Here is a 12,845-nt window from a genome sequence, read left to right as displayed (position 1 = left end):
TGAGTAGGTGACCCGCGCTCGCGGGTCGAGAGTGACTGCGCGAGAATCGGCAATGAGCCGCTTGCGCGACGAGTGAACGGCTTTGGTGCGCAACAACGAAAGGATGTGCTGGTGACGGCTGCAGACGGCTCGGCGCAGGGAAAAGCTCAGATCGGCGTGACGGGGCTGGCCGTCATGGGATCGAATATCGCGCGGAACTTCGCACGGAACGGATACACCGTCGCCCTGCATAACCGATCGGTCGCGAAGACCGACGCGCTGTTGGCCGATCACGGGTCTGAGGGAAACTTCATTCGCAGCGAGACGGTCGAGGAGTTCGTCGCGGCCCTCGAGCGCCCGCGCCGCGTTTTGATCATGGTGAAGGCCGGTGATCCCACCGATGCCGTTGTCGAAGAGCTCGCATCCGCGATGGAGCCCGGCGACATCATCATCGACGGCGGTAACGCCCTGTACACCGACACCATTCGCCGTGAGGCTGCGCTGGCCGCACGGGGGCTGCACTTTGTCGGCGCGGGAATTTCCGGTGGTGAGGAGGGCGCGCTGAATGGCCCCTCGATCATGCCCGGCGGCCCCGTCGAGTCCTACAAGGCGCTGGGTCCGCTGCTGGAATCCATTGCGGCACACGTCGATGGCACGCCCTGTTGCACACATATCGGCCCGGACGGGTCGGGGCACTTCGTGAAAATGGTGCACAACGGCATCGAGTACTCCGATATGCAGCTGATCGGCGAGGCCTACCAACTGCTGCGCGATGCGCTGGGTATGTCGGCACCCGATATCGCCGAGGTCTTCACCGAGTGGAACAGCGGTGAGCTGGAGAGCTATCTCATCGAGATCACCGCCGATGTGCTGGCCCACACCGATGCCAAGACAGGACGGCCCTTGGTCGACGTCATCGTTGACGCCGCCGAGCAGAAGGGCACCGGTCGCTGGACCGTAAAGTCCGCCCTGGACCTCGGCGTACCGGTCACCGGAATCGCCGAGGCGGTCTTCGCCCGTGCCCTGTCCGGATCACGCCCCCAGCGTGCCGCCGCGGCCGGTTTCACCTCCGGATCGCTGGGCGAGAAGCCAAGCGATGCAAAGCAATTTGTCGATGATGTGCGACAGGCGCTGTACGCATCCAAGATCGTGGCGTACGCGCAGGGCTTCAACCAGATCGCCGCGGGGAGCGCCGAGTACGGCTGGAACGTCAAGCCGGGTGACCTGGCCACCATTTGGCGGGGTGGCTGCATCATCCGCGCCCAGTTCCTCAATCGCGTCAAGGACGCTTTTGCCGACGAGCCTGACCTGGCCACGCTGATCGCCGCCCCGTACTTCCGCGCCGCCGTCGAAAACGGCATCGACAGCTGGCGTCGCGTCGTGGTGACGGCGACGCAGCTGGGCATTCCGGTCCCGGGCTTCGCCTCGTCGCTGTCGTACTACGACGGTTTGCGCACCGATCGCCTGCCCGCTGCCCTCACTCAGGCACAGCGAGACTTCTTCGGTGCGCACACCTATGAGCGCGTGGACTCCCCCGGCAAGTTCCACACCCTCTGGAGCGGCGACCGTAGCGAGGTAGAGGCGTAAACCGGACGCCTCGGGAGGCATCTCGGGACGCATAAGGAAAGCGATACTGTGCAGTTTCTAGACGGGCAGCGGCCACCGTACGACCTCACCTACGACGATGTCTTCGTGGTACCGAACCACTCGGATGTCATCTCGCGGTTCGATGTCGACCTGACTACCGCGGACGGCACCGGCACCACGATCCCGATCGTGGTCGCCAACATGACGGCGGTGGCGGGGCGACGGATGGCCGAGACCGTCGCACGCCGTGGCGGAATCACCGTGCTGCCCCAGGATCTTCCGGTGCAGGCGGTCGCGCAGACGGTCGAGTTCATCAAGAGTCGCGATCTGATCTACGACACGCCGGTGACCCTGGCGCCTGATGACTCGGCGGGCGAGGCGGTGGCCTTGATCCACAAGCGCTCGCACGGGGCCGCGGTGGTGCTGGAGGACGGTAAGCCACGGGGGCTGGTCACCGAGGCCGCCTGTACTGGCATCGACCGGTTCACCCGCGTGCACGACATCGCGACCACCGACTTTGTCGCGGTGCCCACGGGGACCGATCCGCGGGCGATCTTCGATCGCCTGGCCGAGGCGCATGTGCCGGTGGCGGTTGTGACGCGCCCGGACGGAACCTTGGCGGGGATCCTCACCCGTACCGGGGCGATCCGGGCCGGCTTGTACACACCAGCTGTGGATGCGAGCGGACGCCTGCGTATCGCCGGTGCGGTCGGTATCAACGGCGATGTCCGCGCCAAGGCAACGGCCTTGGCGCAGGCCGGCGTGGATCTCCTGGTCATCGACACCGCGCACGGACACCAGCAGAAGATGATCGAGGTGCTGGGATCGGTCGCGGAGCTGTCGCTGGGTGTGCCCATCGCCGCGGGCAATGTGGTGTCGGCGCAGGGCACCCGGGATCTGATCGGGGCCGGTGCGGACATCGTGAAGGTGGGCGTGGGCCCGGGCGCCATGTGCACCACCCGGATGATGACCGGCGTGGGTCGCCCTCAGCTGTCTGCCGTCATCGAATGTGCAGCGGCTGCACGCGAACTCGGTGCCCACGTGTGGGCCGACGGTGGGGTCCGGCATCCACGAGACGTCGCCCTGGCGCTCGCGGCGGGTGCTGCCAACGTGATGATCGGTTCCTGGTTCGCCGGCACGCACGAATCTCCCGGAGATCTGCAGCTTTCTCCCAGCGGCCGCCGCTACAAGGACAGCTTCGGGATGGCGTCCAAGCGTGCCGTGGCCGCCCGCACCGCCGGTGACAGCGCCTTCGACCAGGCGCGCAAGAGCCTTTTTGAGGAGGGCATTTCCACCTCGAAGATCGAGTTGGACCCGCAACGGCCCGGTGTTGAGGACCTCATCGACCACATCATCTCGGGCGTGCGCAGCACCTGCACGTATGTCGGTGCGCGCACGCTGGCTGAGCTGCACGAACGAGTGGTTCTGGGCGTCCAGTCGGCTGCCGGATTCGCCGAGGGGCGCCCGCTTCCCGAAGGTTGGTGACCGTCCTCCCCCGACGGTTGAGTACCTGCTGGCCACATGCACCGTTACCATGAGCCTCACGACGGTCACACCGTGTGATCTCTCAACCTAAGGGGCCAGCCAGCGGTGACGCTCTTATTCACCGGGCTGAGCTTGCTTGCGTTCGTCGCGCTGACCGCGGGGACGGCACTCTTCGTGGCCGCCGAGTTCTCCCTGACCGCGTTGGAGCGCAGCTCCATCGAGGCGCGTGCCAAGACCGGTGATAGCCGGGACAGGATGGTCAAACGGGCGCACAGCACGTTGTCCTTCCAGCTGTCGGGGGCCCAGCTCGGCATCACCATCACAACACTCGTGACCGGATATCTGGCCGAGCCGGTGATTGCGCGCCTGCTCACACAGGCGATCGGATACACCGGAGCGACGGTCAGCAGCGCGATATCGCTGGCGCTGGCGCTCGTCATCGCGACCTCGATATCGATGATCTTCGGTGAGCTGGTGCCCAAGAACTTCGCTTTGGCGCGCCCTATCTCGACCTCACGCGCCACCGCGGGGCCCATGGTGCTGTTCTCGGCGGTGTTCGCCTTCGCGATCCGCGCCTTGAACGGCATCGCCAACTGGGTGCTGCGGCGCATGGGAATTGAGCCGGCCGAGGAGCTGCGGTCAGCGCGTTCGCCCCAGGAGCTGGGGTCGCTGGTGCGCACCTCGGCCCGCAGCGGCGCGCTGGACGAAACCACCGCGGTGCTGGTGGACCGTTCGCTGCGGTTCGGGAGCCGCACCGCCGAGGAACTCATGACCCCGCGCACCGAGATCGAATCGCTGGAAGCGACGGACACGGTCGCCGACCTGATCGCCATCGCCGTCGACACGGGCTTCTCGCGGTTTCCGATCACCGAGGGTGATCTTGACGCGACGATCGGCATCGTTCACGTCAAGCAGATCTTCGAGGTGCCGCGGGATCGCCGTGCCACGACCACGCTGGCGAGTCTGGCCCGGCCGGTCGCAGTGGTGCCCTCGACTCTCGACGGCGACGCGGTCATGGAGCAGGTGCGGGCCAATGGCATGCAGACCGCGTTGGTGGTCGACGAGTACGGCGGCACCGCCGGGCTGGTGACGGTCGAGGACATGATCGAGGAGATCGTGGGCGATGTCCGGGACGAGCACGATGACGCAACGCCCGATGTGGTGTCCTCCGGGGGCGGTTGGGTGGTGTCGGGTCTGTTGCGCATCGACGAGGTCTCGGCGGCGACCGGTTACCGGGCCCCCGAGGGAGAGTACGAGACGATCGGCGGTCTGGTACTCCAGGAGCTCGGTCACATCCCGACCGTCGGCGAGACCGTCGAATTGTCGGCGGTGGTGCCGGACCATCCGTTCGCTGAGCTGCCCCGCTGGCGGGCCCGGGTCGCGGGCATGGACGGTCGACGGATCGACCAGATCGAGCTCACCGAGCTGACTGACACCGACGCTCGGGGGAATGACCACGATGGGTAGCGACATACTCGGCGTACTACTCACCGCCGCATTGCTTTTGGCGAACGCGTTTTTCGTCGGTGCCGAATTCGCCCTCATCTCCGCCCGCAGGGATCGGCTCGAGGCACTGGCGGAGGCGGGCAAGAAGCGCGCGGTGACGGTGATGATGGCCGGCCAGGAGCTGTCTCTGATGCTCGCCGGCGCCCAGCTCGGCATCACGATCTGTTCAATCTTGTTGGGCCGCATCGGGGAGCCCGCCGTAGCGCACCTTCTGGAACGTCCTTTCGGGCTGTTGGGCACCCCCTCGGCGGTGACGCACACCGTCGCGTTCGTCATCTCGCTGTCGATCGTGGTGCTGTTACACGTGCTGCTCGGTGAAATGGTGCCCAAGAACATCGCCATCGCCGGTCCAGAATCCGCCGCCATGCTTCTGATTCCGCCCTACCTGGTCTACATCCGGCTGGCGCGGCCCCTGATCGCCTTCTACAACTGGTGCGCCAACACCGCGTTGCGGATCATCAAGGTCCCGGTGAAGGACGAGCTTGAGGTCACGGTATCCACCGTGGAACTTTCGGAAATGATCGCGGAGTCGCTGTCCGAAGGGCTGCTTGACGAGGAAGAACACACCCGGTTGCGGCGCGCGCTGCAGATCCAGCACCGTGTGGTCGCGGACGTGGTGGTGCCCGCTAACCAGATTCGATCGATCGTCGTATCGGGCTCGGCGCAGGCGCCTTCGGTGACCGCTGTGGAGCGGGTCGTGGCCGAAACTGGTTACTCACGATTCCCAGTCATTGGACCCCACGGGGATTACCTCGGCTATCTGCACATAAAGGACGTCTTGACCATGGGGGACGATCCGGAGGCGACCATCGACCCCGCGTTCATTCGGCCCCTGCCGCGATTGCACGGTTCGGTTCCGCTACCGGAGGCGCTGTCGACATTGCGTCGTAGCAACAGTCATCTGGCACTCATGTCAACCACCGACGGCAGCGTAGTGGGCCTGGTCACCCTGGAGGATCTGGTGGAGGATCTCGTCGGCACCGTGCGTGACGGAACTCACCGCATATAGCGCGGTTTCGGGGTTGATGGCTACCAATGAGTAGGATCATTGTTCACCGATTCGCACGAGCGTCCGGTCCCAGACCCACAAACAACACAGAGGAGTTGCGATGAGTGATCGCGTCGATGTGGGCAACCTGCGCGTGGCGCGGGTGCTATACGACTTCATCACCAATGAGGCCCTCCCGGGCACCGGTGTGGATGCCGACGCTTTCTGGGCTGGGGTCGACAAAGTAGTCACCGATTTGGCTCCGCGGAACCGAGAGCTCCTCGACCGGCGCGACGACCTGCAAACTCAGATTGATCGCTGGCACCGGCAGCGCGCCATCGAGCCGCTGGATCCGTCGGAGTACCGGGAGTTCCTCACCGAGATCGGATACCTGGTTCCGGAGCCTGAGGATTTCACCATCACCACCGCCAACGTGGACGACGAGATCACCACGACGGCAGGGCCGCAGCTGGTTGTTCCGATCTTGAACGCGCGCTTCGCGCTCAACGCCGCCAATGCACGCTGGGGCTCCCTCTACGACGCGCTGTACGGCACCGACGTCATTCCGGAAACTGACGGGGCCGAGAAGGGCTCGTCGTACAACAGGGTCCGCGGCGACAAGGTCATCGCGTACGCGCGCGAGGTGCTCGATGGTGCGGCGCCGCTGGCGGCCGGCTCGTGGAAAGACGCCGTCGGCCTGAAGATCGACGACGGCCAACTGCTCATCGATTTCGGCGACGAACTCTCCACGGGGCTGCAGAACCCCGACCAGTTCGTGGGCTACACCGGCAAGCTCGGTAAGCCGCAGTGGTCGGTGCTGCTCATCAATCATGGCCTGCACATCGAGGTTCTGATCGACCCCGACTCCCCTGTCGGATCCACCGACAAGGCCGGCATCAAGGATGTCGTGCTGGAATCGGCGATCACCACGATCATGGACTTCGAGGACTCGGTGGCCGCCGTGGACGCCGAGGACAAGGTGCTCGGGTACCGAAACTGGCTGGGACTCAACAAGGGAGACCTGTCCGAGGATGTTTCCAAGGGCGGCAAGACCTTCACCCGGGTGCTCAACGAGGATCGCGTGTTCAACACCCCGGACGGCAAGGGTGAGCTGACTCTGCCGGGCCGCAGCCTGCTGTTCGTCCGCAACGTCGGCCACCTGATGACCAATGACGCCATCGTGGACGCCGCGGGCAACGAGATGCCCGAAGGCATCCAGGACGCGCTCTTCACCAGCCTCATCGCCATTCATGGCCTGCGTTCCGGCAAGAAGAACGGTCCGCTGAAGAACAGCCGTACCGGATCCGTCTACATCGTGAAGCCCAAGATGCACGGGCCCGAGGAAGTGGCCTTCACCGCCGAGCTGTTCGGCCGCGTCGAAGAGGTGCTCGGACTTCCGCATGCCACCCTCAAGGTCGGCATCATGGACGAGGAGCGCCGCACCACCATCAACCTGAAGGCTGCCATCAAGGCCGCTTCCGATCGCGTGGTGTTCATCAACACCGGCTTCCTGGACCGCACCGGCGACGAGATCCACACCTCGATGGAAGCCGGTCCGATGTGCCGCAAGGCCGTCATGAAGTCGCAGCCGTGGATCCTGGCCTACGAGGATCACAACGTCGACACCGGGCTGGGTGCCGGTTTGGCCGGTAAGGCACAGATCGGCAAGGGCATGTGGGCCATGCCCGACCTGATGGCGGACATGGTCGCGCAGAAGATCGCGCAGCCGCGCGCGGGAGCCACCACAGCGTGGGTGCCGTCCCCCACCGCCGCGACCCTGCACGCGCTGCACTATCACCAGGTTGACGTCAAGGCGGTGGACCAGGAGCTCGCCGGTAAACACCGCGCGGAACTGGAGTCTTTGCTCACCATCCCGTTGGCCGAATCGCGTCACGACTGGACCGCTGAGGACATCCGCGAGGAAATCGACAACAACTGCCAGTCGATCCTGGGCTACGTGGTGCGCTGGATCGACCACGGAGTCGGCTGTTCCAAGGTTCCGGACATCCACGACGTGGCGCTCATGGAGGACCGCGCTACCTTGCGTATCTCCAGCCAGCTGCTGGCCAACTGGCTGCGGCACGATGTCATCACCGAGGACGAGGTGGTCGAGGGTCTTCAGCGGATGGCACCGGTTGTCGATCGGCAGAACGCCGGCGACAAGGACTACCGTCCGATGGCTCCGGACTTCGACAGCAACATTGCCTTCGAGGCCGCCAAGGAGCTCATCTTGGAGGGTAAGGATCAGCCGAACGGGTACACCGAGCCGATCCTGCACCGGCGCCGTCGCGAGTACAAGGCCGCGGCGGCCAAGTAGCGGATGGCCGTCGGGCGTGCCTTTACCTCGTGGTGCAGGGTACGTCTCCGTGTCTATTTGGACGCGGTTTGGTTGCGCGCACCGTGGTATCGGCGGTCAGGGACAGTAGACTCGGGCCGACGCGCAGCGGGGGTCGTACTCAACCGCTGGACAAGTATTTAGACACGATCAGAAGGGTCGCGACAACACATGGGCAGGCACAGCGCATCTGGGTCGGGTAGCCCAAACGATCGGGACGACAACGACGATTGGGACGCGGACTCCGAGCCGGTGTCCGAGTCGAGCTCCGGTTCGGAGTTCGACACAGGCAGCTGGCAGCGGTCGCACCGCAGCGGTGGTAGCAACTGGGGCGTCAGCAAGGGGCTGGTCGGCGTCGTGGCGGCGGTGCTTGTGGTGGCCGTGTCCATCGGACTGTGGTGGTACTTCGACAGGCGGACGACCGACAACCAAGCGGAGGCCTCCGCGACCTGCGTGCACGGAAACAACGCCATCGCCGTGGTTGCCGATCCGTCCATCGCGGACCGGATTGGCGAGTTATCCGAACGGTTCAACCAGAAGCACGAGGTGATCGGCGACTACTGCTTCACCGTCGCGGTGCGCCCGGCAGATACGACCAACGTGATCAAGGGGCTGACGGGTCAGTGGCCCGCCGAGCTCGGAGCGCAGCCGGCGCTGTGGATTCCGGGGAGCTCGATCTCCTCGGCACGGCTGAAGGCGGCTTCGAAGACCAACATCGTGAGCGACAGCCGGTCGTTGGTCAGTACGCCGGTCGTGATTGCGACCACCCCACGGCTGCGCCAGGCCATTCCTGCCGATAAGAGCTGGGCGGATCTGCCTGCGCTGCAGAACGTTCCGAACTCACTGGACGGTTTCGGCCTTCCCGGTTGGGGCTCGTTGCGATTGGCGCTGCCCTCGAGCGGTAACGCCGATGCAGCCCAGCTGGCCGCGGAAGCGGTGGCAGCCGCCAGTGTTCGTCCCGGCGATTCGGCTGAGCTCGGTGCCGGTGCGGCCGCGTCGTTGGCCGCGACGGCTCCCAAGCTGCCCGCCAACAATCTCTCCGATGCCCTGGGTGCGCTGCTTGACGGTGGCGAGCAGCCCGGTGCCGCGGTGCACTCGGTGGTCACCACCGAGCAGCAGCTCTACGCCCGTACCCGCAGCAACGGTGATGCCAAGAAGGTCGTCGCCGCATGGTTGCCCGCCGGGGCTACTCCGATTGCCGACTACCCCACCGTGCAGCTGGACGGTGCGTGGCTGTCCGAAGAGCAGCACACCGCGGCAAGCCAATTCGCGCGTTTCCTGGGCGATAAGGATCAGCTCAAGGATCTCGCGGCCGCTGGATTCCGCGCCGAGGGGGCAGACCTGCCCAGTAGCGATGTGGTGAGCTTCGCGAAGATCGAGAAGCCGCTGACCATCGAGGACAAGGTTCGTGTCGCGCTGGCCGATGGCACGTCAACGGGTGCCGGGGCGACCACCATCATGTTGGATTCCTCGTTGTCCTCCGAGGGCGTGAAGTTGTCCGATGTGACTGGGGCGCTTGCCAACCGCATACGCACCGTTGCCCCGGGCTCTGGTGTGGGGCTCTGGACGTATGACGGCAAGGAAGGCAACACCGTCGTGCGATTGGGTGCCGCCTCCGACGATGTCGAGGGCGTGCCCAGGTCGCAGAGTGTGGCCGACGCGTTGACGGCGCTGCAGCCGACCGCCAATGGTGCGGTGGCATTCACCACGTTGCGCAACGTGTACCAGGAAGCGGTCAACAGCTTCCGCCCGAATCAAGTCAACTCGGTACTCATCGTGGCGGGTCACTCGCACACCGATCAGAGCCTGGACAGTGCAGGCCTCATCGACACGATCAACCGCCAGAAGGATCCGGCGCGGCCGGTGCGCATCAATGTGATCGACTTCGGCAACGACTCCGATCAGCAGACCTGGCAGGCGCTCGCTCAGCAGACCGGTGGTGCCTACCAGAACCTGACGGCCTCGAACAGCCCGGAGCTGGCCGCGGCCATCACGCGCTTCGTGTCCTAACCCCGAGCAGCCCCCCGCACGCGGGGGGCTGCTCGGGGCGGCATCGCTACTCGGCGAAGGCCTCGATCGGTGGGCAGGAGCACACTAGATTGCGATCGCCGTAAGCACCGTCGATGCGACGCACCGGCGGCCACACCTTGGGGCGGAACCCCTTTCCGAGCGGGTACGCCGCCTCGGTCCGGCCGTACGGATGATTCCACTCGTCGGCGGTAAGTGATTCGGCGGTGTGCGGCGCGCCGCGCAGCGGGTTGTCGTCCACCGGCCACACCCCGGAGCCGACCTTGTCGATCTCGGCCTTGATCGCGATCATCGCCTCACAGAAGGCGTCCACCTCGGCCAGGCTCTCGCTCTCGGTGGGCTCCACCATGAGCGTGCCGGCCACCGGGAAGCTCATCGTCGGTGCGTGGAAGCCGTAGTCGGCCAGGCGCTTAGCTACATCGTCGACGGTCACGCCGGTGTTCTTGGTGATATCCCGCAAGTCCAAGATGCACTCGTGGGCCACCATGCCACTATCGCCGGTGTAGAGCACCGGGTAGTACTCGTCGAGACGGCGCGCCAGGTAATTGGCCGAGGCAATCGCAGTCAGCGACGCCGCCCGCAGCCCGTCGGGTCCCATCATCCGGATGTAGGCCCAGGTGATCGGCAGGATCGACGCCGAACCATAGGGCGCCGAGGACACCGGAGGTCCGGACGGCAGTTCGTCGGCGTACGGATGCCCCGGCAGGTACTGCGCGAGGTGGCTGCGCACCGCGACGGGTCCGACGCCGGGCCCACCGCCGCCATGAGGGATGCAGAAGGTCTTATGCAGGTTCAAGTGGCTGACATCGCCGCCGAAGCGCCCGGGACGGGCAAGTCCCACAAGGGCGTTCAGGTTCGCGCCGTCGACGTACACCTGTCCCCCGGCGTCATGCACGGCCGCACAGATGTCGGCAATGTCGTGCTCGTAGACACCGTGGGTGGACGGGTAGGTGATCATGATCGCTGCCAGCGTGCTGGCATTCGCCGCAATCTTGGCCCGCAAGTCGTCCAGGTCGACATCGCCGTTCTCTCGGCAGGCCACCACCACGACGCGCATACCCGCCAAGGCGGCCGAGGCGGCGTTGGTGCCATGCGCGCTCGACGGGATCAGGCACACCTCACGCGCACTTTCGCCGCGGTCGATGTGGTACTGGCGGATGGCCAGCAGCCCCGCGTACTCGCCCTGCGATCCCGCGTTGGGCTGCAGGCTCACGTTGTCATACCCGGTGATATCGGACAGCCAGCCTTCGAGATCGGCGATCAGCGTGCGCAGGCCGCGAGAATCGCCCGCCGGGGCAAACGGATGCTGAGTGGCGAACTGCGGCCAGGTGATGGGCTCCATCTCGGCGGCCGCGTTGAGCTTCATGGTGCAGGATCCGAGCGGAATCATGCTGCGGTCCAACGCAATATCCTTGTCCGACAGCGCGCGCAGGTAGCGCATCATGTCGGTCTCGCTGTGATAGCGATTGAATGCCGGGTGGGCCAGGTAATCGGAGTCTCGGGTCGCGATATCCGCGGGGCGCGGGGCCTCCAGGGTGCCCTCGAACATGTCGGTCCCGAATGCCCGCAGCACCGCCACGAGGTGCGGCAGGGTGGTCGCCTCGTCACAGGCGATCGAGACGTGGTCGCCGTCGGGACTCCAGATGTTGACACCTTCGGCCTTGGCGGCCGCCTGGATCTCCGCGGCCTTGCCGGGGACGTGCACCAGCACTGTGTCGAAGAAGTGGTCGTGCACCACGGTGTAGCCGCCGCGAGTCAGCCCCGAGGCCAGTAGCTGCGCGTTGCGGTGCACCCGGGTGGCGATGCTGCGCAACCCTTCCGGGCCGTGGTAGCTCGCGTACATGGCGGCCATCACAGCCAGCAGCACCTGTGCGGTACAGATGTTGCTGGTCGCCTTGTCGCGGCGGATGTGCTGTTCGCGAGTCTGCAGCGAGAGCCGGTATGCGGGTGCGCCGTCAGCGTCCACCGACACACCGACGAGGCGCCCGGGGAGCTGCCGGGCGTGCGCCGTGTGTACCGCGAGGTACCCGGCATGGGGGCCACCGAATCCCATGGGGACACCAAAGCGTTGAGTGGTGCCGAAGGCGACGTCGGCACCGATGTCGCCGGGTGGGGCTATGAGGGTGAGGGCCAGCAGGTCGGCGCCGACAGCCACCAGTGCGCCGCGCTGATGGGCCTCGGAGATGACCGAAGTCCAGTCACGCACCAACCCGGAGGCGCCGGGCAACTGCACGATCACTCCGAAGAACTCGCCATCGGGTAGTCCCTGGGTGAGATCGGCGGTCACCACCTCAATGCCGAGCGGTTCGGCGCGGGTGGCGATGACGGCCGCGGTCTGCCCGTACACGTCGGCGTCGACAATCAGACGGTTGGACCCGGACTTCACGGCGCGATGCATGAGCGTCATCGCCTCGGCCGCGGCCGTACCCTCGTCGAGCATCGAGGCATTCGCGATATCGAGGCCGGTGAGCTCGGCGACCATGGTTTGGAAGTTCAGCAGCGCCTCAAGGCGTCCCTGACTGATCTCCGGCTGGTACGGCGTGTACGCGGTGTACCAGGCCGGGTTTTCCAGGATGTTCCGGCGAAGCACCGGTGGTGTCAGCGTGTCGAAGTAGCCCTGTCCGATCATCGACACGGCAATCGTGTTCTGGCTGGCGAGCTTCCGCAGTGCGTCCAGAGCCTCGTGCTCGGATGCTGCTGCCGGGAGCGCGTCCAGGCCGGCGGCGAGGCCGCCGTGTTGCTCATCCAGGATGCTGGCCGGAACGGCCTTCGCGGCGAGCTCATCGAGGCTGGCCACGCCGATGGTGGCAAGCATGGTGTCGATATCAGCAGCGGTGGGACCGATATGGCGATCGGCGAAAGACATGACACTCCCGGAGGGCCGAGTCACGCGACAGGCACGCGACGGCGTCTCCCCTCCCTCTGTCATCAACCCGA

General features: G+C 65.7%; 7 protein-coding genes. 6 read left to right on the top strand and 1 reads right to left on the bottom strand.

Annotated elements, in window-relative coordinates; all coding sequences use genetic code 11:
- Positions 1–111 precede the first annotated feature (111 nt).
- From gnd to B4400_RS22235, 6 genes are all read left to right on the top strand, one after another.
- The gene (gnd, locus tag B4400_RS22260) at positions 112–1,566 is read left to right on the top strand and encodes an NADP-dependent phosphogluconate dehydrogenase (RefSeq protein ID WP_078312870.1); all 1,455 of its coding nucleotides are present in this window, start codon (positions 112–114) and stop codon (positions 1,564–1,566) included.
- A gap of 48 nt (positions 1,567–1,614) precedes the next feature.
- Positions 1,615–3,051 carry a GuaB1 family IMP dehydrogenase-related protein gene (locus B4400_RS22255; protein WP_078312844.1) on the top strand — a complete coding sequence of 479 codons (1,437 nt, stop codon included), beginning with the start codon at positions 1,615–1,617 and terminating at the stop codon, positions 3,049–3,051.
- A gap of 105 nt (positions 3,052–3,156) precedes the next feature.
- Entirely contained in the window at positions 3,157–4,518 is a 1,362-nt protein-coding gene (locus B4400_RS22250) for a hemolysin family protein (protein ID WP_078312845.1), read from the top strand.
- Positions 4,511–5,566, top strand: a complete 1,056-nt coding sequence (locus tag B4400_RS22245; protein ID WP_078312871.1) for a hemolysin family protein — start codon at positions 4,511–4,513, stop codon at positions 5,564–5,566. Before B4400_RS22250 ends, B4400_RS22245 begins: the two co-directional genes overlap by 8 nt.
- A 100-nt stretch (positions 5,567–5,666) precedes the next feature.
- A complete protein-coding gene (locus tag B4400_RS22240) occupies positions 5,667–7,862 on the top strand; it encodes a malate synthase G (RefSeq protein WP_078312846.1) in 2,196 nt (731 codons plus the stop codon).
- A 189-nt stretch (positions 7,863–8,051) separates the two neighbouring features.
- Positions 8,052–9,890: a vWA domain-containing protein gene (locus tag B4400_RS22235; protein ID WP_078312847.1), complete on the top strand. Its 1,839-nt coding sequence runs from the start codon at positions 8,052–8,054 to the stop codon at positions 9,888–9,890.
- Positions 9,891–9,936: 46 nt separating this feature from the next.
- Here the strand turns inward: B4400_RS22235 and gcvP are convergent, their stop codons facing one another.
- On the bottom strand, positions 9,937–12,774 hold the full coding sequence (gcvP, locus tag B4400_RS22230) for an aminomethyl-transferring glycine dehydrogenase (protein ID WP_078312848.1): 2,838 nt from the start codon (positions 12,772–12,774) through the stop codon (positions 9,937–9,939).
- Positions 12,775–12,845 lie beyond the last annotated feature (71 nt).

It is taken from the genome of Mycobacterium sp. D16Q13, assembly GCF_002013375.1.
GTDB lineage: Bacteria > Actinomycetota > Actinomycetes > Mycobacteriales > Mycobacteriaceae > Mycobacterium.
This window is presented reverse-complemented; position numbering and strand designations above follow the sequence as displayed.

Bases quoted from the DNA above. Each gene is read 5' to 3' on its own strand.
- B4400_RS22245 (WP_078312871.1), top strand. From the start codon at position 4,511: ATGGGTAGCGACATACTCGGCGTACTACTCACCGCCGCATTGCTTTTG.
- B4400_RS22240 (WP_078312846.1), top strand. From the start codon at position 5,667: ATGAGTGATCGCGTCGATGTGGGCAACCTGCGCGTGGCGCGGGTGCTA.
- B4400_RS22235 (WP_078312847.1), top strand. From the start codon at position 8,052: ATGGGCAGGCACAGCGCATCTGGGTCGGGTAGCCCAAACGATCGGGAC.
- gcvP (WP_078312848.1), bottom strand. From the start codon at position 12,774: ATGTCTTTCGCCGATCGCCATATCGGTCCCACCGCTGCTGATATCGAC.